20 protein-coding genes are annotated in these 23724 nt (G+C 62.6%); 5 read left to right on the top strand and 15 right to left on the bottom strand.

Annotation, left to right across the window (positions count from 1 at the left end; all coding sequences use genetic code 11):
- Positions 1-38: 38 nt before the first annotated feature.
- The 6 genes from AACW30_RS17830 to AACW30_RS17805 all read right to left on the bottom strand — a co-directional run bounded on the left by AACW30_RS17830 (position 39) and on the right by AACW30_RS17805 (position 7757).
- Positions 39-1049 carry a Gfo/Idh/MocA family protein gene (locus AACW30_RS17830; RefSeq protein WP_200625533.1) on the bottom strand — a complete coding sequence of 337 codons (1011 nt, stop codon included), beginning with the start codon at positions 1047-1049 and terminating at the stop codon, positions 39-41.
- Between the two features lie 19 nt (positions 1050-1068).
- Entirely contained in the window at positions 1069-3000 is a 1932-nt protein-coding gene (iolD, locus tag AACW30_RS17825) for a 3D-(3,5/4)-trihydroxycyclohexane-1,2-dione acylhydrolase (decyclizing) (RefSeq protein ID WP_169366496.1), read from the bottom strand.
- A 149-nt stretch (positions 3001-3149) separates the two neighbouring features.
- The gene (locus AACW30_RS17820; protein ID WP_200625532.1) at positions 3150-3971 is read right to left on the bottom strand and encodes a TIM barrel protein; all 822 of its coding nucleotides are present in this window, start codon (positions 3969-3971) and stop codon (positions 3150-3152) included.
- A gap of 25 nt (positions 3972-3996) precedes the next feature.
- Positions 3997-4785, bottom strand: coding sequence for a 5-deoxy-glucuronate isomerase (gene iolB, locus AACW30_RS17815; protein ID WP_200625531.1), 789 nt, complete (start codon positions 4783-4785; stop codon positions 3997-3999).
- A gap of 3 nt (positions 4786-4788) precedes the next feature.
- Positions 4789-5676, bottom strand: coding sequence for a myo-inosose-2 dehydratase (gene iolE, locus AACW30_RS17810; protein WP_200625530.1), 888 nt, complete (start codon positions 5674-5676; stop codon positions 4789-4791).
- A 143-nt stretch (positions 5677-5819) separates the two neighbouring features.
- Positions 5820-7757, bottom strand: a complete 1938-nt coding sequence (locus tag AACW30_RS17805) for a bifunctional 5-dehydro-2-deoxygluconokinase/5-dehydro-2-deoxyphosphogluconate aldolase (RefSeq protein WP_124417172.1) — start codon at positions 7755-7757, stop codon at positions 5820-5822.
- On the opposite strand from AACW30_RS17805, the gene AACW30_RS17800 reads away from it, so the two are divergent.
- Both AACW30_RS17800 and AACW30_RS17795 read left to right on the top strand, forming a co-directional pair.
- Positions 7756-7959, top strand: a complete 204-nt coding sequence (locus AACW30_RS17800) for a hypothetical protein (protein WP_146151475.1) — start codon at positions 7756-7758, stop codon at positions 7957-7959. The genes AACW30_RS17805 and AACW30_RS17800 overlap by 2 nt on opposite strands.
- A gap of 83 nt (positions 7960-8042) precedes the next feature.
- A complete protein-coding gene (locus AACW30_RS17795; protein ID WP_106580294.1) occupies positions 8043-8951 on the top strand; it encodes a MurR/RpiR family transcriptional regulator in 909 nt (302 codons plus the stop codon).
- Positions 8952-9101: 150 nt separating this feature from the next.
- Here AACW30_RS17795 and AACW30_RS17790 read toward each other — a convergent pair whose 3' ends face one another.
- From AACW30_RS17790 to pdxR, 5 genes are all read right to left on the bottom strand, one after another.
- Positions 9102-12212: an efflux RND transporter permease subunit gene (locus AACW30_RS17790; protein WP_200625529.1), complete on the bottom strand. Its 3111-nt coding sequence runs from the start codon at positions 12210-12212 to the stop codon at positions 9102-9104.
- The gene (locus AACW30_RS17785) at positions 12209-13435 is read right to left on the bottom strand and encodes an efflux RND transporter periplasmic adaptor subunit (RefSeq protein ID WP_200625528.1); all 1227 of its coding nucleotides are present in this window, start codon (positions 13433-13435) and stop codon (positions 12209-12211) included. Before AACW30_RS17785 ends, AACW30_RS17790 begins: the two co-directional genes overlap by 4 nt.
- On the bottom strand, positions 13428-14666 hold the full coding sequence (locus tag AACW30_RS17780) for a TolC family protein (RefSeq protein WP_200625527.1): 1239 nt from the start codon (positions 14664-14666) through the stop codon (positions 13428-13430). Before AACW30_RS17780 ends, AACW30_RS17785 begins: the two co-directional genes overlap by 8 nt.
- Positions 14667-14762: 96 nt before the next feature.
- Positions 14763-15101 carry a hypothetical protein gene (locus AACW30_RS17775; protein WP_119741656.1) on the bottom strand — a complete coding sequence of 113 codons (339 nt, stop codon included), beginning with the start codon at positions 15099-15101 and terminating at the stop codon, positions 14763-14765.
- Positions 15102-15127: 26 nt separating this feature from the next.
- Complete coding sequence (gene pdxR, locus AACW30_RS17770) at positions 15128-16549, bottom strand: MocR-like pyridoxine biosynthesis transcription factor PdxR (RefSeq protein WP_200625526.1); 1422 nt, start codon at positions 16547-16549, stop codon at positions 15128-15130.
- A 92-nt stretch (positions 16550-16641) separates the two neighbouring features.
- Here pdxR and AACW30_RS17765 point away from each other — a divergent pair, with 92 nt between their 5' ends.
- Positions 16642-17853: a multidrug effflux MFS transporter gene (locus AACW30_RS17765; protein ID WP_200625525.1), complete on the top strand. Its 1212-nt coding sequence runs from the start codon at positions 16642-16644 to the stop codon at positions 17851-17853.
- A 102-nt stretch (positions 17854-17955) separates the two neighbouring features.
- Here the strand turns inward: AACW30_RS17765 and AACW30_RS17760 are convergent, their stop codons facing one another.
- A complete protein-coding gene (locus AACW30_RS17760; protein WP_106580301.1) occupies positions 17956-18861 on the bottom strand; it encodes a hypothetical protein in 906 nt (301 codons plus the stop codon).
- Between the two features lie 323 nt (positions 18862-19184).
- On the opposite strand from AACW30_RS17760, the gene AACW30_RS17755 reads away from it, so the two are divergent.
- Together AACW30_RS17755 and AACW30_RS17750 are read left to right on the top strand one after the other, a co-directional pair.
- Positions 19185-19868 carry a response regulator transcription factor gene (locus AACW30_RS17755; protein ID WP_010564812.1) on the top strand — a complete coding sequence of 228 codons (684 nt, stop codon included), beginning with the start codon at positions 19185-19187 and terminating at the stop codon, positions 19866-19868.
- Positions 19846-21240 (top strand): sensor histidine kinase, encoded by a 1395-nt coding sequence (locus tag AACW30_RS17750; RefSeq protein ID WP_200625524.1) that lies wholly within the window; start codon positions 19846-19848, stop codon positions 21238-21240. Before AACW30_RS17755 ends, AACW30_RS17750 begins: the two co-directional genes overlap by 23 nt.
- Before the next feature lie 133 nt (positions 21241-21373).
- Here the strand turns inward: AACW30_RS17750 and AACW30_RS17745 are convergent, their stop codons facing one another.
- From AACW30_RS17745 to AACW30_RS17735, 3 genes are read right to left on the bottom strand one after another with little or no spacing between them, the layout of a single operon-like run.
- Entirely contained in the window at positions 21374-21790 is a 417-nt protein-coding gene (locus tag AACW30_RS17745) for an SRPBCC family protein (RefSeq protein WP_179607490.1), read from the bottom strand.
- Between the two features lie 29 nt (positions 21791-21819).
- A complete protein-coding gene (locus AACW30_RS17740) occupies positions 21820-22617 on the bottom strand; it encodes an SDR family NAD(P)-dependent oxidoreductase (protein ID WP_106580304.1) in 798 nt (265 codons plus the stop codon).
- A gap of 15 nt (positions 22618-22632) precedes the next feature.
- Positions 22633-23637: an aldo/keto reductase gene (locus tag AACW30_RS17735; RefSeq protein WP_200625523.1), complete on the bottom strand. Its 1005-nt coding sequence runs from the start codon at positions 23635-23637 to the stop codon at positions 22633-22635.
- Between the last annotated feature and the right edge of the window lie 87 nt (positions 23638-23724).

Below are 23724 nucleotides of genomic sequence, written 5' to 3'. Positions count from 1 at the left end.
GCTCCCACATTTAATGCATTTCAAATGTAGATTTGGCCTTAGCCGTAAAAATGTGGACGCTCTGGCAGGCCGACTTTCACGATCTGCTCACTGCGCTGCGCCTCAATGCACGCATCCGCCGCCACCGCTGCCGCAAACCCATCCCACGCCGACGGCCCACCCACTTGCCCGGCGCGTACGCTGTCGATGAAGGCCTGCAATTCGACGTCGTAGGCGCCGATGAACCGGTCCTTCCAATCCATCAAAATCGCATTCGACAGCTTGGCCTCGCTGCGCAGTTGCACCTGCGAAGGCTCAGGCAGTTTGGCAATACCGGTCTCACCCACCACTTCGCACTGAATGTCGTAGCCGTACTGGCAGTTCACGAACACTTCCACATCGATGCGCGTGCCCTTGGCGGTTTCCAGCAGCACAATCTGCGGGTCGCGCAAGTGGGCCAACGCCTTGCTCGATTTGCGCGGGAACACCACTTGCACTGACACGTAGTCGTCGTTGAGCAGCCAACGCAACACGTCCAGTTCATGGATCAAGGTGTCGGTGATCGCCATGTCGGTCTTGTAGTTTTCGCCCACCGTCGGGTTGCGGTGCGCGCAGTGCAGCATCAATGGCTCGCCGATCTGGCCGCTGTCGATGACCGCCTTGAGGGCGCGGTAACCTTCGTCGTACGGGCGCATGAAGCCTACCTGCACCAGGCGCTTGCCGAAGGCGACTTCGGCATCGACGATCTTGCGGCAGCCTTCGGCCGTCACCGCCAGAGGTTTTTCGCAGAACACCGGCTTGCCGGCGGCGATGGCAGCAAGCACGAATTCTTCGTGGCTCGGCCCCCAGGAAGTCACGAGAATTGCCTCGACCTGCGGCGAGTTGATCAACGCATGGCCGTCCGCGTACACCTCGGCGGTCAGCTTCAAATCAGCGACGACCTTGGCGGCTTGCTCAAGGTTGATGTCGGTCACCGCCACCACCTGGCTATTGAGCAAGGTCTGGCTGCACCGACGGATATGGTCCCGGCCAATGGCGCCCGTACCGATAACACCCAACTTCAAAGACATACAAACACTCCTCTTGTTATTAGTACTGCCGGGCCTTGGCCAGGCGTTCATTGAGTTGTTTGGCCACCGCGTCAGTGCGCGCGCTGGTCGAGACCTGCGCCACACCCACCCGCCACCACGACAGGTATTTGTGGATCATGGTCTTGGGCAGAACCTTGATATCGATCAGCGTCGACACCGTTTGCGTACGCGCATCGGCCAACGCCGCCTGCAACTGCTCCACCGTGCTGACCTTGTAGGTCTTGCAGCCGTAGGCCGCCGCACTCATGGCGAAATCCACCGGCACAAAACCGCCGTCGAGCTTGCCCGTCTGCGGGTTGCGAAAGCGGAACTCGGTGCCGAAGCTGTCCATGCCGTGTTCCATCTGCAGGTTGTTGATGCAGCCGAAGGTCATGTTGTCGAGCAGCACCACGTTGATCTTGCGCCGCTCCTGAATCGAGGTGGCCAGCTCCGAGTGCAGCATCATGTAGGAGCCGTCACCCACCAGCGCATAGACCTCGCGCGCCGGCTCGGCCAGCTTCACGCCCAGGGCCGCGTTGACCTCGTAGCCCATGCACGAATAGCCATACTCGACGTGGTAGGTGTTCACGCCCTTGCTGCGCCAGCTGCGCTGCAAGTCGCCCGGCAAGCTGCCGGCGGCGGCGACGATAATGGCGTCGTCGGCCAGGGTTTCGTTGAGCACGCCGAGCACGCGGCTTTGGGTCAGGCAGGAACCGGTCAGCTCGATAAACTCGCGCAGCACGGCCGGGTCCATGTGGTCGTTGATTTCCGGGACGAAATTGTCCGTCTGGTAGTCGGCCTGGTAGATGCGATCCACCTCGGCGTCCAGCTGCGCCTTGGCATCGCGCGGCTGATCCGCCCAGTCGGAACGGTAGTCACCCAAGGCATCCGCCAACGCCTCCAGGCCCACCCTGGCGTCCGCCAGCAGTTGCACGCCGTCCAGTTTCAGGGCATCGCACGGACTGATATTGAGGTTGAGAAACGTCACTTCGGGGTGCTTGAACAGTGACTTCGACGAGGTGGTGAAGTCGGTGTAGCGCGTGCCGATACCGATGATCAGGTCCGCTTCCGGGGCCAGCAGGTTCGCCGCCAGGCAGCCGGTTTCGCCGAGACCGCCCAGGTTCAGCGGATGGCTGGACACCACCGCGCTCTTGCCTGCCTGGGTTTCGGCGAAGGGGATGTCAAAGCGTTCGGCAAACGCTTGCAGCGCGGCATTCGCACCGGCGTATTTGACCCCGCCGCCGCAGACGATCAGCGGTTTGCGCTTGCCTCGAAAGGCAGCCAACGCATCGCCGATCATCGCTTCAGTCGGCGGACGGCGTTCGATACGGTGCACACGTTTTTGCAGGAAGTAGTCGGGATAATCCCAGGCTTCAGCCTGTACATCCTGCGGCAGGGCCAAAGTAACGGCGCCGGTTTGCGCGGGGTCAGTGAGCACGCGCATGGCATGGATCGCAGCGGTCATCAGCTGCTCGGGGCGGTTGATGCGGTCCCAGTATTTACTCACCGAGCGGAAGGCATCGTTGGTGCTGATGCTCAAATCGTGAAACTGCTCGATCTGCTGCAGCACCGGGTCAGGCTGGCGGCTGGCATAGACATCGCCGGGCAACAGCAGCAACGGAATACGGTTGGCCGTGGCGGTCGCGGCGGCGGTAATCATATTTGCCGCGCCCGGCCCCACCGACGAGGTGCACGCGTAAATCTTGCGGCGCAGGTGCTGCTTGGCAAACCCGATGGCGGCGTGGGCCATGCCTTGCTCATTGCGGCCCTGATGCACCACCAGATCGCCGCTGTCCTGCTCCAGCGCCTGGCCCAGCCCCAGCACGTTGCCGTGGCCGAAAATGGTAAAAACCCCGGCGACAAACTTGCTCTGCACACCATCGACTTCGATGTACTGGTTATCCAGAAACTTCACCAGGGCCTGGGCCATGGTCAATCTTGTTGTGGTCATGTTCGCACCTTGTATGAATGCAAATCTGTCGATCAACAGTGAACCAATGTGGGAGCGGGCTTGCTCGCGAATGCGGTGTGTCAGTCACCCAATTCATTTACTGATCCACCGCATTCGCGAGCAAGCCCGCTCCCACAGTTTGGCCCGTGTCAGGTTCGAGGGTTTTGCAGGTGGGCGATGCTTGCCCCGATTGCCTGCTGAATATCCGCCAACGCATGCACGCTTTCCGCAAACGGCTCAAACGACAGGTAACCGCCATACCCAGTGCTGAGCAAGGTGTCGATCTGCGCGGCATTGCCGAGGATATCGCCCTCGCCCACCAGCACGCGGTGGCCATCGCGGATGGCATTGAGCGGTGCGTCGCGATCCTCGACGCCGGAGATATGCACCAGGCCGGTCAGCTGCGGGAAGAATTCCTGTTCGCCAGCCAAGTGATGGTGAAAGGTGTCATGCACCAGCCGGAACACATCCAGGCCGCCAATCGCCTGGATCGCATCCACGGCCAAACGCTTGCGGCGCAGCGCGCATTCTTCAAAACCCAGTGGTTCGATGAAACCGAGAATCCCGTACTCGCGCAGGATCGGCGCCAACTCGCTCAACGCCGTGCGCAAACCGGCCGCGCGCTGGGCTGCATTGCGGGTATCGCCGCGCTCGTTCAGCGGGCACATCACCAGGCCTTGCGCGCCGCATTCACGCGCATAGGTGGCGAGTTTGATCGCCTGGGCACGGCGCTCGTCATTCCACACGTCAAACGGGTACAGCGCGTTGATCGACAGCACCGTGATGCCTTGCACCGCGCACAGCTCACGCACGCGGCTGGCCGGGGTGCCGTATTCGATTTCATGACCTTTGAGGTCGTTGCGAATCTCGATGGCATCGCACTTGAGGGCCGCCGCCAACTGGATGAAATCCGGCAGGGAAAGGTCGGGCGCGACCATGCGGTTAAGGGCAAAACGTAGCGGCGACTTCATTGTTGTTGTTCTCCGTTCAAACCAGTCAGAGGTCCAGCAGCCAGCTGTGCTGCGGGTCGTTATGGAAATGCCAGGCGCGCTTGGGGCCGGCCATCACGTTCAAGTAATACGACTCGTAGCCATACGGCACACTGACCGGGTGATACCCCTTGGGCACCACCACCAGGTCGCTGTTTTCCACGGCCATGGCCTGGTCGATGCTGCGATCGTCGGTGTACACGCGCTGGAACACGAAGCCCTGGGGCGGGTTGATCTGGTGGTAGTAGGTCTCTTCGAGAAAACTTTGGTGTGGCAGGTCATCGGTGTCGTGCTTGTGCGGCGGGTAGCTGGACGAGTGCCCGGACGGCGTGCGCACTTCCACCACCAGCAGCGAATGGGCCGGCTCGCTGTCGGGCAGGATGTCGCACACATACCGGGTGTTGGCGCCCTTGCCGCGCACGCTGCGCTTGCACTGTTCAGGACGAATCAGGCGCGGTTCAAAACCTGTGGCACCGGGTGCAGCGCACACCGCAATTTGCACATCGCTCAACGCGGTCACCTGCGCATCGGTGCCAGGCGGTAGGTAGGCGGCGAAGGGTGATTTGTCTTCAAAGACCGAGTGGCGATCACCGAGGTTCTGCCAGCTGAAACCTTCGCCCTCGATATTCACCCGGCCGCTGAGCAGAACCAGGCATAGCTCTTTATCGCCGGCGGTGACCGGCAGGGTTTCACCCAGGCTCAGGCGGTAGGCGGCAAAGCCTACGTACTCCAGGCGCCCTTCATCCAGGGCAACCATGGTTTGCCCGCGTTTGCTGCTTTTGACCAACAAGCTCATCACTTAAGTCCTCTCGCTGAGAAGCGTGCGCAACGTGTCGTAGCCCTTTTTCGCGTAGATATAGCTGGGCGCCACGGCCGGGTCCTGCTCGGCTTCCACCACTAGCCAGCCCTCGTACTTGGCCGCCAACAGCACGTCGAGCAACTCGGCAAAGTCGATATCGCCGTCGCCGGGCACGGTGAAGGTGCCGTTCACGATGCAGTCGGGAAAGCTCCACATCTGGTTGCGCGCCAGTTGCACCACCGGTTTGCGCACGTCCTTGAAATGCACGTGGCAGACGCGCTCGATGTGTTTGCGCAGCACCTCGACGGGCTCGCCGCCGCCCATGTAGCAGTGGCCCGAATCGAACAGCAGGCCGACTTCCGGGCCGGTGCGGCGCATCAACTGGTCAATGTCTTCGGGGGATTCGACGTAGGCGCCCATGTGGTGGTGGTAGGCCAGGCGCACGCCTTGGGACAGGGTGAAGCGCGCCAGTTCGGTGAGTTTGTCGGCGTAGGCCTGCCAGGCGTGTTCGCTATGAAAACGCGGACGTTCGATCAGGCGCACCCTGGCGCCCTGAATCGAATCGGCGACTTCGCCGTAGACCAGCACCTTGGCGCCGTTGAGTTTGAGCACCTCGACGTGGCCGGCGATGGCCTCGATTTCTTCCGCCACCGAACGCCGTGCCAGGCGGCTGGAATACCAGCCGGAGACCAGCGCCAGGTCATAGGGGCGCAGCACGTCGCCGACGCCTTGGGCGTCCTTGGGGAATTTGCCGTTGAGTTCAAAACCTTCGTAGCCGATCTCCTTGCCTTCGCTCAGCGCAGTGCTCAAGGGCGTTTCACCGCCCAGGGCCGGCAGGTCGTCGTTGCTCCAGGAGATCGGGTTGATGCCAATTCGGATTGCGGGCATGGCTGCACCTTTTATTGTTTTCAAAGTTGCATGAGATCTGCTTTATGTGGGAGCTGGCTTGCCTGCGATGGCATCAGCCCGGTGTAGCTGATAGACCGAGTTGTCTGCATCGCAGGCCAGCCAGCTCCCACATTTGACCGTGTTTAACTTCTAGCGCTGCGCCAGGCATTGATGAGCTGTTCGAAGGTGTGTTGCACCTGTTGGATCAGCGTTTCATCATCAATCTCCCCCGCCATCCACGCGCGGCTGGGTTCCTGGAAGATCGTGCGGCCCACCGCGAACCCACGGCAGGTGCTGCTTTGGCTTGCTTGCTGGAAGCCGTCGGCGAGGCATTCGGCCGAAGCGTTCAGGCCCAGCAGCACCACGCCACGGCAGTACGGGTCGCGCTCCTGGATCAGTTCGTCGAGTTTTTTCCAGTCTTCGGCCGACTGCGCCTCGATCTTCCACCACGCCGGGTAGATGCCCAGGTTGTACAGGCGCTTGAGGCTGCGATAGAGCACGTCGGGATAGGTGGACGGGTGATCCTTGGGCGGGATGACTTCCAGCAGCAGCTCATGGCCGCTGACCAGCGAAGCCTCGTACACCGCCTTGAGCTGCGCTTCCTGTTCCAGGCGCAGCATCGGCTCATCGTCGGGGTGGTATTGCACCAGGCACTTGATGATTTGCTCCTGGGGCCAGGCAATCAGGTTACTGCCCACCGAGCGCCCGTGTTCAAACGCCAGCGGCCGCGAGTTCTGCACTTCCACCGGGCGCGCGATCCACCAGCCGCGACCGCTGGCGGCGTTGAGTGCGTCCTGGCCGAAACGCTGGTCGGCCAACAGGCCCACATCGGCGTCGACGCCCTGCTCGCGCAGTTTGGCTTCGACGCGTTCGATGGCCTGGATAAACAGCTGCTTGATGTCGCTGATGCGGGTTGGGGCCTGGCCGCCTTTTTGCGCCAGGTCCACCAGTTGCCAGCGATGGTCGAAGGCAAACACGAACAGCTGCTTCCAGGCTTTGCGCGGCACCGTGACGCGGTGCAGACGCTGCAAGGTGACGTCTTGATCTGGCCGGGTGATGGGCACCGGGCTGTTGAACAGGTAATCCAGCTCGGCAGGCGTGGGCATGGCCGGCGCGCAGGCGTGGCGGGAAACCACCAGGCCGCCACAGGCGTTGGCCAACTGGCTGCAACGCTCGTCGCTGGCATCGTTGATCCAGCCGCTGAGGAAGCCCGACATGAACGCATCGCCGGCGCCCAGCACATTGAGCACCTCAACGCGCACGCCGGGGTAGATGGCGCCGTCTTCCAGCCGCGCGGGGATCGCGCCGTGGATCACCGTGCAGCCCTGCGGGCCGAGCTTGACCACCAGGGTGGCCGGGGTCAATTCACGCACGGTGCGCAGCGCGGTGAGCAAATCTTCACTGCCGCCAGCGATCAGAAACTCCTCTTCGGTGCCGACGATCAGGTCAAAGCGCGGCAAAATTTTCTGTACGTGCTGGCTGACGTTCTGGTCGGCGACAAACCGGGTCTCGCCGTCGGCCTTGCCCGCCAGGCCCCACAGCACCGGACGGTAGTCGATATCGAGCACGCGCTTGACGTTGTGCTTGGCCGCGTAGTCCAGGGCCTGGAGGCTGGCCTTGTACACGCCATCCGTGGAGAAATGCGTGCCGGTGATCAACAAGGCTTTGCTAGAGGCAATAAAGGCCTCGCTGATGTCTTCGGCGCGCAAGGCCATGTCGGCGCAGTTTTCGCGGTAGAACACCAGCGGGAAGGTTTCGCGGTCCTTGAGGCCCAGCAGCACCAGCGCGGTGAGGCGTTCCGGGTCGACCTTGATACCGCTGACATCGCAGCCTTCGCGGGCCAGGGATTCCACCAGGAAGCGGCCCATGTGGTCGTCGCCGACCCGGCTCAACATCGCCGATTTAAGCCCCAGCCGCGCGGTGCCAAAGGCGATATTGGCGGAGGACCCGCCGAGGTACTTGGCGAAGCTGGATACGTCCTCAAGTCGCGCACCCACTTGCTGTGCGTAAAGGTCGACGCCCAGGCGTCCGAGGCAAATCAGATCCAATTGACGCCCACTGGCAAAACGAGTCTGGCCCATGCTGGCTCCTGTTATTTTTATCAGCCTGCGTGGTGCCGCCGTGGTGGCGGCACACGCTCTTGGTGAAAGCAGACTAGAACGTCCGGCGGCCGCAATCAATATTTATTCCATAATTATTTTTAGTGGAATATTTTTTCCAATAAGCCAGCATAATGGCCTGCCAGCCCTCCTGCATCGTTTCAGCAGGCCACGGCTGCCGTGATGCCGGGGTATTTTTTTGCGCCTACCCTGTAGACTTGCGCCCACCCATCAGCGCATCAGAAGAACACGCCAGAAGGATTGCCCATGTCCCGCACCGATCCCGAGACCACCCTGGAAGAGACTATTGCCAGCCCTCCGATCAATGCCGAGCGCCTGTTGCAGCTGATCACCGACGAATACGAAAGCCTGCCACGCCAGCTCAAACGCATCGCCAGCTACATGAGCCAGCAAAGCGACCGGATCATGGTCGACCGCATCAGCGACATCGCCCGCGAGTGCGAAGTGCACCCCTCGGCCATCGTGCGGTTCTCCCAGCGGTTCGGTTTCAGTGGTTTCAGTGAGATGCAGGCGCTGTTTCGCGAGGCCTACACCCACAAGACCACGCCGGTGCAGAACTACCAGCAACGCATCCGCAGCATGATCGCCAACAAGTCGCAGAAGGCCAGCGGCGGCGACCTGGCGCGCGAATGCGTGAACGCCACCCTCTCCGGCATCGAGCGCCTGGGGCTGGAACTCGATGATGTGGCCTTCGAGAAAGCCGTGGACCTGGTGGTCAATGCCGACAATATCTACGTGGTCGGTGTGCGTCGCTCCTTCGCGGTCGCCGATTACCTGGTCTACAACCTGCAGCACACCAACAAGCGCATTCACTTGATTTCCGGTTTGGGCGGCAGTTACCGCGAGCAGATGCGCAGCGTGCGTGCCAATGACCTGGTGATCGCCATCAGCTTTACGCCCTATGGCAAAGAAACTCAGCACTGCCTGCGTATTGCCCAGCATCATCAGGCCAAGACCTTGATCATCACCGACAGCAACCTGTCGCCCCTGGCCAAGCGGGCGAATGCGGTGCTGTTGGTGAATGAGGGGTCGTCGTTTGCGTTTCGCTCGCTGAGCGCCACCTTGTGCCTGTGCCAGGCATTGTTTATTGCGGTGGCGTATCGGTTGGAGTTGAAGGTCGATGAGATTCATGAACAGGTGGGGTTCGACGACTGATCTTCTGGCACGGCAGGTTCCCTGTGGGCGCCGGCTTGTGTGGGAGCGGGCTTGCTCGCGAATACGGTGTGTCAGTATCAGATAGGTTGACTGACACACCGCTTTCGCGAGCAAGTCCGCCCCCACATAAAGCCAGTTCCTGTCGTTTGGTTAGTGTTTGGCTTTGCACCGGCGCATCAGGTGGTAGGCCGCGGGGATGACGAACAGGGAGAGCAACGGCGCGGTGAGCATGCCGCCGATCATTGGCGCGGCGATGCGGCTCATGACTTCGCTGCCAGTGCCGTCGCCCAATAGAATCGGGAGCAAGCCGGCAATGATGACCGCCACGGTCATGGCTTTGGGGCGCACTCGCAGTACGGCGCCTTCGGTGATGGCTGCCAGCAGGTCACCGTCCTTGCGCTCGGCCCAGGCGTTTTTCAGGTAGAGCAGCATGATCACGCCGAACTCCGCCGACACGCCCGCCAACGCGATAAAGCCCACGCCCGTGGCCACCGACAGGTTGAAGCCCAGCCCGTACAGCAACCATACGCCGCCGGTGAGTGCGAACGGCAACGTCCCGAGAATCAACAGCGCCTCATCCGTACGACGGAAGGTCAGGTAGAGCAGCACAAAAATGATCAGCACAGTCGCCGGCACGACCAGTTTCAGACGTTGATTGGCGCGTTCAAGAAATTCGAACTGCCCCGAATAACTGAGGCTCATGCCCGGCTGCAACTGCACTTGCCGGTTGATCGCCTCACGCAGATCCTTCACCACCGACGCCAGGTCACGGTCGCGCACGTCGATGTAGACCCAGCCGGAAGGCCGCGCGTTTTCACTTTTGAGCATTGGCGGCCCGTCACTGATTTTGAGCCTGGCCACCGTGCCAAGCGTGATCTGACTGCCTTGCGGCGTGTAGATCGGCAGGGTTTCCAAGGCCGTTACCGAGTCGCGCCATTCCCGCGGATACCGCAGGCTGATGGGGAAACGCGCCAGGCCTTCCACGGTCTCGCCAATGGTTTCGCCGCCAATCGCCCCTGACACGATCGACTGCACATCGGCAATGTTCAGCCCGTACTGCGCGGCGGCGCCACGGTCGATGTCCACGTCGATGTAGCGCCCGCCAGTCAGCCTTTCAGCCAGCGCCGAACTCACCCCCGGCACACCTTTGGCGACCTTCTCGACAGCCTGGGTCACGGCATCGATCTGCATCAGGCTGGAACCTGCCACCTTCACGCCAATCGGGCTTTTTACCCCGGTGGCGAGCATGTCGATGCGGTTGCGAATCGGCGCAATCCAGATATTGGTCAAGCCTGGCACCTGCACCACGCGGTCCAGCTCTTTCACCAGCTGTTGCGGGGTCATACCGGCGCGCCATTGGTCCCGGGGCTTGAACGCTACAGTGGTCTCGAACATCTCCAGCGGCGCCGGGTCGGTGGCGGTTTCGGCGCGGCCGGCCTTGCCGAACACATGGGCGACTTCCGGCACGCTTTTGATCAGGCGATCGGTGCGTTGCAGCAGTTCGCCCGCCGTCTGCGTCGACAGCCCCGGCAGCGCCGAAGGCATGTAGAGCAAGTCCCCCTCATCCAGCGGCGGCAAAAACTCGCCGCCCAGCTTCGACAGCGGCCACACCACGCTGGCGACCATCAGCAGCGCCACCAGCAAGGTCGCGCGCGGCCAGCGCAGCACCGCTTCAAGGGCCGGTTGATAGAGCTTGATCAACCCGCGATTGAGCGGGTTGCGCTGCTCGTCGGGGATGCGCCCGCGAATCCAGTAGCCCATCAATACCGGGATCAACGTCACCGACAACCCGGCCGCCGCCGCCATGGCGTAGGTCTTGGTGTAGGCCAGCGGGCCGAACAGCCGCCCTTCCTGGGCTTGCAAGGTAAACACCGGGATAAACGACAGGGTGATGATCAGCAGGCAGAAAAACAGCGCCGGCCCGACTTCTACCGCCGCCTGCGTCATCACCGTCCAATGCTCCTCACCTTTGAGGTCGCGTCCGGGATTGGCGTGGTGCCAGGCTTCGATTTTCTTGTGGGCGTTTTCGATCATCACCACGGCCGCATCCACCATCGCGCCGATGGCTATCGCGATACCGCCCAGGGACATGATGTTGGCGTTGATCCCTTGGAAGCGCATGACGATAAACGCGATCAACACGCCCACCGGCAACGAGATGATCGCTACCAGCGAGGAGCGCAGGTGCCACAGGAATATCCCGCACACCAGCGCCACCACCAGGAATTCCTCGAGCAGTTTGTGGCTGAGGTTATCCACGGCGCGGTCGATCAGTGTGCTGCGGTCGTAGGTGGTGACGATCTCTACGCCAGGCGGCAGGCTGCTTTTCAACTGCTCCAGCTTGGTTTTCACCGCAGCAATGGCCTCACGAGCATTTTTACCGCTGCGCAGGATCACCACGCCGCCGACCGCCTCGCCTTCGCCGTCGAGTTCACTGATACCCCGACGCAGGTCCGGGCCGAGTTGAATCGTGGCCACATCGCCGAGGGTCACCGGCACATTGTTGCGGTCGAGACGCAGTGGAATGGCGCGAAAATCATTGAGCGTTTTCAGGTAACCGGACGCGCGCACCATGTATTCGGATTCACCCAGGTTCAGCACCGAGCCACCGGTTTCCTGGTTGGCATTGCCGACAGCGTCCGCCACTTGGGCCTGGGTGATGCCGCGACTGGCCATGGCCAGCGGGTCAAGCTGCACCTGGTATTGCTTGACCTGGCCGCCAATGGTCGCTACCTCCGCCACATTCGGCAGGGTCTTGAGCTCGAACTTGAGGAACCAATCCTGCAAGGCGCGCAATTGCGCCAAGTCGTGCTGGCCGGTGCGGTCAACCAGCGCGTATTGGTAGATCCAGCCAACGCCGGTGGCGTCCGGCCCCAGCGACGGCTTGGCCGACGCCGGCAGCCGTGCCTGCAATTGGCTGAGGTATTCCAACACCCGCGACCGCGCCCAATACAGGTCGGTGCCCTCGTCGAACAGCACGTACACGTAGCTGTCGCCAAAGAAGGAAAAACCACGCACGGTCCTGGCGCCCGGCACCGAGAGCATGGTGGTGGTCATCGGGTAAGTGACCTGGTTTTCCACGATCTGCGGCGCCTGGCCCGGGTACGGCGTGCGGATGATCACCTGCACATCCGAAAGGTCCGGCAACGCGTCGACCGGCGTGTTCTGCAGCGCCCAAATGCCCCATGCGGTGATGAACAGTGTGGCGAGCAACACCAGAAACCGGTTGGCCACCGACCAGCGAATCAAAAGCGCGATCATGGCCGGGCTCCCGGTTGCATGCTCATTTCAGACGTGTCGGACGCTGGCGCTATTAACCCGCGTAAACTGGCTTCAGAGTCCAGCAGAAATTGCCCGGACGCGACCACCTGCTGACCTTCCTGCAAGCCACTGCGGATTACGGTCTGGTCCTGGTTCTCGGCCCCCACCTCGACTTCCAGCGGTCGATAATGCCCGCCCTCCTCGGCCAGCATCACCAGCACACGCTTGCCGGTGCGAATCAGGGCTTCGCTGGGCACCTGCAACACCGCTTGCCCGCTGGTTTGCGCCAGGCGCACCTGGGCGGTCATGCCAGGGCGCAAGCTGCCGTCGCGGTTGGGCAGTTCGACGCGAACCTGCACGGTGCGACTGTCCAGGGCGTTGGACGGCAAGATCGCACTGAGGGTGCCGTTGATGGCCTCGCCCGGCAAACCGGCAAAGTGCGCCACCACGCGTTGCCCCACGGCTAACGCCGCGCCTTGCGCCTGCGGCACGGCGACCTGCAACCACACCTGCTCCAGGCCATTGACCCGCGCCAGGGTTTGCCCGGCTACCACGGTCATGCCGTCGCGCACCTCCAGGGTCTGCAGCGCGCCGCTCAAGGGCGTGGTGACGGTCATCACTGATTGCACCCGGCCACTGCGCTCCATCTGCGAGATCAGCCCGGCAGGCATGCCACTCAGGCGCAGACGCTGGCGGGCGGCCGCCAACAGGCCACTGTCAGCGCTGCGACGCAGCGCAAGGAACTCTTCCTGGGCGGCGGCCCACTCGGGCACCAGGATGTCTGCCAACGGCGCGCCGGCCTTGAGCACATCACCCGGCGCCCGCGCGTACACCCGCTCGACGAAACCACCGGCCCGGGCCTGCACCACTGCCACATCACGCTCGTTGAAGGCCAGAATGCCCGACACATCCAGCGAGGACGTCATCACGCCACGGGTGACTGTGGCCAGGCGCACGCCGATGGTCTGAGCCTGCCGCGGATCGATCTGCAGCGTTGGGGTATCCGCTGCGGCGCCCTCGGCGTAGCGCGGCACCAATTGCATGTCCATGAAAGGCGACTTGCCGGGCTTGTCGAACTTCTGCTGCGGGTACATCGGGTCGTACCAGTACAACGCGTGCCTGTCGTCGCTGACAGGCGCCAAGGTTGCGGGGTGCAACTGCGCCAATCCGTAGCCCGCACCCAGGCCGAGCAACAACACCGCGGCTGCGATTCGATTATTCATGCGTGGGCTCCCCGTAGGCGAAGTACAGCTGCGCGCCGACCAGGGCACGCTGCTCGATGGCATCGATCTGTTTGAAACGGGCTTGAACCAGTTCCCGGCGGGCGCTGACCACGCTGATCAAATCGCCTTTGCCCGCGCGATAACCGGCCAGGCTCAGGGCGACCTTCTCTTCGGCCAGCGGCACGAGGCTGTCCTGACTGCGTTGCACGGCGCGGTCCAGGCGCTGGTAAACCGCCAGGTCGTCATCCAGCCTCTGGGTATGTTCACGGGTGGCAGCTTCGCGTTCGGCATCCAGTTGATCGAGTTCGGCCAGCCTGGCGGCAATGCCCGGGTTCTGGCGGCGACTGGGGAAGATCGGCAGATCAACGCTCAATTGCAGGCTGACCATGTCGCCGTATTCACGGCCGCGGTGCTGGTAGTCCACCTCCCAACTCCAATCCGACGTTTTCTGCGCCTTGGCTTCCTGCAAGCGCGCTTGGGCCTCGCGCGTGCGCGGCACGAAGGCTTGCAGTTCGGGATGCTGATGCAGATTGTGGCTGTAGCCGCGGTTGTCGATGTGCCAGTTGGGCAACTGCCCGCTGGGTGCTTCGTTGGCGGCTGCGCCGACCCAGCGCTTGAGGGCGGCGCGGGCCTGGGCGCGTTGTTGGGTCAATTCGTCTTCGCGCTCGGCCAGCTCGGCGGCTTCCTGTCGGGGGATCACCGTATCGGCGGCCTGCCCGCGGCCACCGGCCAATTGCGCCCGCACACTGTCTTGCAGCAGGCGATTGTTTTGGTAGAAGTCCGCGAACAAGGCCTGCTTGCGCTCCACCGCGTAGGCGCGAATCCACGCCTGCGCCGTGGCCTGGCGCACGTTGAGGCGCTCGATTTGCCCTTCGGCCGCCGTGCGCTGCACCGTGGCATCCGCCAGCTCAACTCGGGCCTTGCGCTTGTCGCGGCTGGGCACCTGTTGCTGGAGGCCGACCATCTGATCGGTCATGTCGTCGCCATACAAGGTGCCGCGATTGGGCCCGCCGACGGGAAAATTCTGCAGGCCTACCAGCAGTTTCGGGTCGGGCAGTTCACCGGCCGGGATGGCGGCTTGCGTTGCCGCTTGCAGCCTGGCCGATTCGGCGCTCAGGGACGGCGCGTTGTTCTGCGCCAGGCGCAGGGCGTCATCCAGGGTCAACGCAGAGGCAAGCGCCGGCCATGTCAGCACGCCCACCACCAGGGCGCGTCTGTAGAGGGAATTCATCGTCAAGATTCCTGATCTGTTGCACTGCGTGCCGCTTTACGCGGCCCACAGCAAGGCCATCCCGAATACGGGATGAAGCTTGAGGTTCAACAGAAATCAGTAACGGGGTGGGCGCCAGACGCCGGACGGCGTGCGGTCGGGGATGAAATCAGAAGAGAGGCTGGCCGTCAGCGGATGGGCCAGGGTCAGCGGTGCCTTGAGCACCGGCATCGACAGTTGCAGCAGGCCGCCGGTCTTGCATTCCTGCCCCGGTTTGCAGGCTTTGCCAGGGTTGGCAGCGTCCTGGCAGCAGTCCGGGGCCATGTCCGACATCATCTGCATGTCGGACATTTTCATCGGGCACGGCTCGGTGCTCGACGGCACACCCGCCATCCCGGTCAGGGGAAGCGTGAGGCTTAACAGCATGACCAGGATTAAACGCAGAAGACGGCTCATGGGGCGCGAGTCTAGCCAAGCGCGGGTTAAGCCGCTATTAACAATTGCGTGAGCATTCGGCCGTGATAGCGAATCTGCGCCAGGGTCAGCGCGGTGTAGCCGATGATCACCGCCGGCGGCAAGCTCGCCGCGACGCAGAACTTGCCCAGTGGCTGCAAGGTCAGCCCGGCGGCGGCGGCGCGGGTGCAAAATTCGGCTTCCTCGACGCCGCTTGGCAGCCACAGCACAAAGTGCAGCCCGGCTTGCTGGCCGCTCACCGGGCATTCATCCGGCAGGCAGCCGAGCAGCACATCGCGGCGCGCCTGATAAGCCTGGCGCGAAGCCCGCAGGTGCCGCACAAACGCGCCGCTGGCGAGAAACTCCACCAGCCCCAACTGATCCGTCGCGCCCACCGAATGCCCGGTGAGTTGCAGGGTGCGCAGCAACGCGGGGCGCAACGCCTTGGGCACCACCATGAAACCCACGCGCAGGCCCGGGAACAGGTTCTTGTTGAAACTGCCGCAGTAGATCACCCGGTCGCCGGAATCCAGGGCTTTGAGCGCCGCCAGTGGTGCGCTGTTGTAGTTGTATTCACTGTCGTAGTCGTCTTCGATCACCCAGGCGTCGGCGCGGGCGGCCCAATCCAGCAGCGCCAGGCGGCGTGACACCGACAGGGTCATGCCCAGCGGCGCCTGATGCGCCGGTGTCACATAGGCCAGGCGCGCCGTGTCGGGGAGCTGCGCGGTATCAAGGCCTTCGGCTGTCACCGGGACCGGCACGACCTGCGCACCGGCCAGGCTGAACAGGCGGCGTGCCGGTGTATAACCGGGGTCTTCCACGCACGCGGTGTCACCGGGTTTGAGCAGCGTGCGCGCAATCAGGTCCAGGCCATGGCGAATACCGGTGGTGACAATGATTTCGTCCGCCTCGCAGTGCATGCCGCGATAACTGCGCACGTAGTCGGCGATCTGTTCACGCAACGCGGGCAAGCCGCCCGGGTGGGCGGCCTCCAATACCCCTGGCCCCGCAGACAGCAAGCCTCGGGAGATGCACCGCGCCCAGGTTTTGAGGTCGAACAGGCTGGCGTCCGGGCGTCGCGCGACAAAAGGGACGTGGCTTTGCACGCCCGCGTCGGGCTGATCCGGTATGGCCGCGCGGCGTGGACGTGCGCTGGGCGCCGGCGCCGCAATGAATTGCTCGGGGATCACCGCGCTGACGCGCGTGCCCGAACCCGCCACGCGCTGCACGTAACCTTCACTGTGCAAGCGCTCGAACGCCGCTTCAAGCGTGCCGCGCGACACCAGCCAGCGTTCGGCCAGGCTGCGGGTCGACGGCAAGCGGCTGCCGGCGGGCAATTGCCGATTGAGGATGGCGGCGCGCAATGCGTCGTAGGCGCCCTGCTGCTTGCCGGCGTCCAGGCTATCGGGGCGCGGCAGGTCCAGGTGGGCGGCGGCTTTTCCTCGGCTCATAGTGGTCCATTGGTTATAGGAACAAGTGGCCCTGAGGATTAAACCACATCCCCGCTAGAGTTCGAACTCGACTCCCTGCGAAGAAGCTTCCCATGACGCAACGCACCCTCTCCTCCGGGTTCTGGCTGGTGCTACTGACCGTACTCATCGGCCTGCCACGTATCACCCTGGACATGCACCTGCCAGCCCTGCCGGCCATGGCCGACGACTTCCACGCCAGCGACAGCCAGTTGCAGCTGACCCTCACGCTGTACGCCCTGGGCTCGGCCATTTCGTTGCTGGTCAGCGGCCCGTTGACCGACCGCTTCGGGCGCCGCCCGGTGCTGCTGAGCGGGTTGTGTGTGTACGCGGTCGCCACCGTGGCCTGCGCGCTGGCCGACAGTATTGGTGTGCTGATCGTCGCCCGCCTGTTCCAGGCACTGGGCGGCTGCTGCACCACGGTCATCGGCCGGGTGATCGTGCGCGATTACTTCGCCCGCGATGAACAGGCACGCCTGCTTGGCCTGATCTCCATGGCCATGGCGATTTCGCCGATGGCCGCACCGGTGCTGGGCAGCCTGATGCTGCCGTTCATCCATTGGCGCGGCCTGTTCATCGTATTGGCCGTGATCGGCGTGGCGCTGTGCCTGGTGGTGTTTCGCCGGCTGCCGGAAACCCTTCCACCGGAAGTCGCCGCCGCGCCGCCGAGCAACCTGCTGCGCCTCTACGGCCAGTTGCTGCGCGACCGTTACTTTCTGCGGTACTCCCTGGCGATCGGCTGCGTGTACAGCACGTATTTCCCATTTATCAGCGAGTCGTCGGCTCTGCTGCAACGCGGCTTTCACTTGTCTGCCACGGCCTACGCGCTGGTGTTTGCCGCGACGATCAGTGGCTACATGCTCGGCGCCAACCTGTTCCGCCGACTCGTGCTGCGCGTTGAAGCCGATCATTTGATCAATGCCGCCATCGGCTTGAATGTACTGGGTTGCGTGATGCTCGCAGGGGCCACGGTCGCCCTGCCGCAGGCCTGGCTGGCGATTGTGCTGCCGATGGTGGTGATGATGGTGTCGGTGGGGATGGTGATTCCGGCCTGCCAGCTGTCGGTGCTGCAGCCTTACGGCGCGATTGCCGGGACGGCGTCGGGGTTGTTCTTCTTTATCCAGATGTTCCTGACGGCCGTGAGCAGTTGGGCCACCGGCTGGCTCTCGGACGGCACCTCGCAACCCCTGGTGATCATGACGTCAGTGGCGAGCGCATTGCTGGTTGCAGGTTGGTGGGCCTTGCAACAAAAAGCCGCGCCTGTGGGTCAGGCGCGGCTTGGGTGAAGCGCGATCAGGATCAGTGCATGAAGATCGCGATCAGAATGATGACCGGGATAGGCACACCGAGGAACCAAAGCAGTAATGAGCGCATGTTGTTCTCCTTGATTAACGAACGTAGTTTTCAGTTTCGACGTACACCACGGCGTCACGACGACGACCGCCGAAGGTGGCAGCGAAACTGGCAAAGAAGGCACCGATCAACAGCGCAATGAAGGTCCACAGCGAGGTGTAGGCAGCCACTTTGGCGGCAGTGTCGGCAGCTTGCTTGGCTTTGACCTTGGCGTCTTCGATGGCTTTGCGGGCATCGCCGTACACCTTGTCGATACGCGCTTCGGCGTCAGCCTGGCTGAGGTTGGTGCGCTGGCTGATCAACTGAGCGAGGTAGGTACGGTCTTCAGGGGCCAGTTGGCCATCGTTGCTCAGGGTGCGAGTGAAGATGCGCGCTACAACGCCATGCACGGCGTCATCGCTGACGGCGGCTGGGCGATCATCGCGAAACAGGCTGTCGACGTAGTAGTCAAAGTCGCCGCTGTTGGCGCCTTTGGCTGCACTGCCGGCTGCCTGAGTCAGGCCACTGGCGGCGCTCGAGGCGACACCGGCGCCGGCTTTAACGCCGCCGCTGACCACACTGCTCACCGAGCCGACGACCAGTACCGCGGTCACCAGCGTAGCGACTGCCCAAGCGAGGAAACCATGGGCGGTGTCGCGAAAGTACACCTCGTCACCGTGCATGTTGGCCCACTTCACACGCAAGCGGCCGGCAATGTAGCCGCCCAGGCCCGAAGCGACGATCTGGGTGAACGCCAGCCAGACAATCGTGGAAATGCCAAGCCCCTTGGCGCTGATACCGCTGTCGGCCCACGGCGACACCGCCGAAAAGCCCAGGCCGAAGCCCAGCAGCACCAGGATAAGCGACAGTGCGGCCGCCGCAGCGGCCCCGGCGAAAATTGCCCCCCAGGAAACCCCAGAGTGCGAGCTCGATTCTTGCAGCGTGGATGACGATGTGATCATTGTTGTTTTGCTCCCGGCAGGAAAAATAGTGTTACAACTCTCAAAAGGGACAGTGCAGGCACCATGCCAGCCGGACAAAAAAATAAACTCGTTATATTTCAACAAGATACAAAAATTGAACTAACTTAAACCATGCAAGTTGCAAGAAATGATCGAAAACAGCGTGCTTTATGCAATCCCCCAACGCCCACGGCCCGTGTGGGCGCTGGCCGGCATGAAAGTTGTGTCAGTTTTGCCAAGATGAAGTTTAATTTAGGAAGCGTTCAGGCATTTCTTGGCAAAATGCCCCCACTTCTAGTGTGAATCGCTCACCAGGTAATCCTATGACCCGTATTTTGACCATCGAGGATGACGCCGTTACAGCCCGCGAGATCGTCGCCGAGCTGAGTAGCCATGGACTGGATGTAGATTGGGTGGACAACGGCCGTGAAGGCCTGGTCCGCGCTGTGAGTGGTGATTACGATCTGATCACCCTCGACCGTATGCTGCCGGAACTCGATGGCCTGGCCATCGTCACGACCCTGCGCACCATTGGGGTATCGACGCCGATCCTGATGATCAGCGCCCTCTCCGATGTCGACGAGCGGGTACGCGGCCTGCGGGCAGGCGGCGATGACTACCTGACCAAGCCGTTTGCGTCCGACGAAATGGCCGCCCGCGTCGAAGTGCTGTTGCGGCGCAAAAGCACGGTCAAGGAGTTCGAAACCGCCCTGCGCGTGGCCGACCTCGAACTGAACCTGATCAGCCGCGAAGCCAGCCGCGCCGATCAGCCGTTGAGCCTGCTGCCCACCGAATACAAACTGCTCGAATTCCTGATGCGCAATACCGGGCAGATCCTCTCGCGAATGATGATCTTCGAAGAAGTCTGGGGTTATCACTTCGACCCGGGCACCAACCTGATCGACGTGCACATCGGTCGCCTGCGCAAAAAAATCGACCCGCCGGGCCTCACGCCGCTGATCCGCACGGTACGAGGTTCCGGTTATGTCATTGCTGAACCCCTCTAAAGGCTGGCGCTCCTCCAGCAGCCGCTTGCTGGCGCTTTACAGTTCGTTGTTCGTGGCCTGGAGCTGCATCCTCATGGGGGTGCTGTATTACGAGGTCTCGGGTTACCTGGGTGACCTGTCGCGTCACTCGCTGATGCAGCGCCAGCACCTGTTTCAACGCTTCGACGGTGAAGAACTGGTGGAAGCCCTCACCACCAGCATGACCTTCGACATGAAAGGCGTGGACGCCTATGGCCTGTTCGATGAGCAGTTTCGCCCTTTGAGCGGGCCGATCCGCGCAGTGCCACCGGACCTGCCGCTGGACGGCAAGATCCACGCCCTGGCCAACTGTGTCGACTCCGACGACCCTAAATTGCCCAAGGACAGCTGCGATGCAGTGGCCACCCACACCGAAGACGGCCGCTGGCTGGTACTCGTGCGCGCCAACGGTTCACTGTTTGGCGTGACCCGGATCATCTGGCATGCGCTGCTGTGGGCACTCTCCCTGACGATTATCCCCGGTGCTGCCGGTTGGCATTTGTTACGCCGTCGCCCGCTGCGGCGCATCCGCGGCATACAGGCCAGCGCCGAGGCCATCGTCGCCGGTGACCTGACGCACCGCCTGCCGTTGTCTGACCGACGCGACGAACTGGACATGCTCGCCGCCATCGTCAACGCCATGCTCGACCGCATCGAGAAGCTGATGAACGAGGTCAAGGGCGTGTGCGACAACATCGCCCACGACCTGCGCACGCCGCTGACGCGCTTGCGCGCGCAGCTTTACCGCATCAAACAAGAGGCAGAGGAAAACTCCGTCTACGCAGTGAAACTGGACGATGCGATTGCCGAAACCGATACGCTGATGGCGCGCTTTCGCGGGCTGTTGCGCATCTCGGAACTGGAAGACCACCAGCGCCGTTCGGGTTTCCTGGTGATGGACCCGCTGCCGCTGTTGCGCGAACTGCATGACTTTTACCTGCCCCTGGCGGAAGAAGGCGAATTGCAGCTGCGCCTCGAAGTACCCGACTCGCTGCCGTGGATCACCGGCGACCGCGCACTGTTGTTCGAAGCCTTGGCCAACCTGTTGAGCAACTCGATCAAGTTCTCGCCACCCAACGGTGAGGTGATGCTGCGTGGCGTCAATGATGCCGGCAGCACGCGTATCGAAGTGCACGACTCCGGCCCGGGCATTCCGGCGGCGGAGCGCGACGCAGTGTTCCAGCGCTTCTACCGCGTGGATGAAAGCGACCAGCAAGGCGGGTTCGGGTTGGGCTTGTCGATTGTGGCGGCGATCATCAACCTGCATGGGTTCAAGTTGGAAGTCGGCAACAGCCAATGCGGGGGTGCATGCCTGCTGCTGGAGTGTCGGCAGCAATTGATGCCTGAAGCCTGAAGAAAACCCCGGTCAAAAAATGTGGGAGCGGGCTTGCTCGCGAATGCAGTGTGTCAGTCAACAGATTCATCGACTGACCCACCGCTTTCGCGAGCAAGCCCGCTCCCACATTGGGCCTGTGGGGCCTGGCAGATCAAGCCGGGAAGTTAGCCCGCAGCGCCTCAAGCCCACCGCTGTACACGCCAGCGAACAACTCCTCCACCGCCGCGTCCGTGGTCCCCGCCGCCGGGGTGAACACGCCGGACCACGTCACTTTCGCCGACGCATCGGTCAACGCCTCAACCTGCAACGTCGCCAGGTAAGCACTCACCGGAAACGGCGACTGCTCGATGGTGTAGCTGTAAGTGCGTGCCACGTTATCAAAGCTCTGCAAGCGCTCGACCACCACACCGCCGTCCGCGGTTTGCAAGTGACGCACACGCCCGCCGTCGCTCGCCTCGCTTTTGACGATAAACGGCAGCCAATCGGGCAGCGTGTTAAAGCCGCCAATCAATTGCCAGACCTGATCGGCCGAAACCGGAACCTCAATCACAGAAGAAGCTGTCGCCACAATAAATACTCCAAAAAAATGACAGGAATTCAGATCGCCATGCTGTCGACAACACCACCGTCGACGCGCAGTGCGGCGCCCGTGGTTGCAGAAGACAAGGGTGAAGCAATGTACGCCACCAGGTTGGCCACTTCATCCACATTTGCCGCGCGCTGGATGATCGACGTGGGCCGCGCATTGCGCACAAACACGTCCGCCTCTTCCCGCGCGCTGCGCCCGGACTTGGCGGTGGCGTCTTTGAGCATCTGCTCCAGGCCGTCGGTAAAGGTCGGCCCCGGCAGCACCGCATTGACCGTCACACCGGTGCCGGCCAGACGCTTCGCCAAACCATGGGAGACCGCCAGGTTGGCACTTTTGGTCACGCCGTAGTTGATCATGTCCGCCGGCGTTGCCACCCCGGACTCCGAAGACAGGAAGATCACCCGCCCCCAGCCCTGCTCAACCATGCCCGGCACATAATGGCGCGCCAGGCGCACGCCGGAGATCACATTGACCTCGTAGAAGCGCGTCCACTCGCTGTCCGGTGCGTCGAAGAAATCCACATCGTTGAAGATGCCCAGGTTGTTGACCAGGATGTCGGCGCGCGGTTCGGCAGCGAACAGTTTATCGGCACCTTCAGCTGTGCCGAGGTCCGCTACCAGCCCGCGCAGGTCAGCGTTCGGCACCGCCTGACGAATGCTCGCCAGGGCGTCGTCGACCTTGCCCGCGTCCCGCCCGATCACCACCACGGTGGCGCCGGATTGCGCCAGCGCCTGGCTGATGCCCAGGCCTATCCCCGCTGTGCTGCCGCTGACGATGGCTACTTTGCCGCTCACATCAATTTTCATGGTTGAATCCTCGGGTTAAAGCGGCAGAGGTGCGCGGGCCGAAATCAACTGTGCGTCGCGCAAGGCCTGCCAGAAGGCTGCCGGAATCTTCTCTGACAACGCCGCGACGTCTTCGGCAATCCGCCCCGGACGACTGGCACCCGGAATCACTGCGGCCACCGCCGGGTGGGCCAGGGAGAATTGCAGCGCTGCGGCTTTCACGCTCACGCCAAACGCCTGGGCAATCGCTTTGATCTGCTCGACCTTGCTGATAATCGCCGGGCTGGCCTTCTGGTATTCGAAGTGCGCACCGCCCGCCAGGATGCCCGAGCTGTAGGGCCCACCGACGACGATTTCGACGTTCTGCGCCAGTGCGGCATCCATCAGGCGTTGCAGGGCACGCTCGTGGTCCAGCAGCGTGTAGCGGCCGGCCAACAGGAAACCGTCGGGCTGCGCTTCGCTCAGGTCCAGGGTCAGCTCGCACGGCTCGACGCGGTTCACGCCCAGGCCCCAGGCCTTGATCACGCCTTCTTCACGCAAGCGGGTCAGCACTTTGAAGGCGCCGGTGCGGGCCTGGTTGAAGTAGTCCAGCCACTGGTCGCCGTAGAAATCCTGGGCGATGTCGTGAATCCACACGATGTCCAGACGGTCGGTCTGCAGGCGCTTCAGGCTGTCTTCGATGGAGCGCAGGGTGGCGTCGGCGCTGTAGTCGTTGAGCATCTTGTTCGGGCGGCCATGTTCGAACACACCGCTTTTTTCGCCGAGGTCGCGGGCGCTTTCTTCGACTTCGTCGAGAATCACCCGGCCGACTTTGGTGCTGAGCACGAAGTCATCGCGGTCGTACTGCGACAGGGCCTGGCCTAGGCGGATTTCCGACAGCCCCGAGCCGTAGAACGGCGCGGTGTCGAAGTAGCGCACGCCGCTGTTCCAGGCGGCCTCGACGGTGGCCTGGGCTTCGTCTTCGGGAATGGCGCGGAACATGTTGCCCAGCGGTGCGGTGCCAAAGCCCAGTTGGCCGGGCAGTTTGTCTTTCAAGCTCATGGTGGATCCTCAATCGGGTTCAGGGTCGCTGTGACCGTTGAGCAGATCCTAGATTGCATAGATCGGACCGTCCAAGACATACTGCGA

This window comes from Pseudomonas sp. MF6747 (assembly GCF_963890955.1).
Taxonomy (GTDB): domain Bacteria; phylum Pseudomonadota; class Gammaproteobacteria; order Pseudomonadales; family Pseudomonadaceae; genus Aquipseudomonas.
The sequence above is the reverse complement of the archived record's forward strand: the minus strand, read 5'-3'. Positions and strand labels throughout refer to the sequence as shown.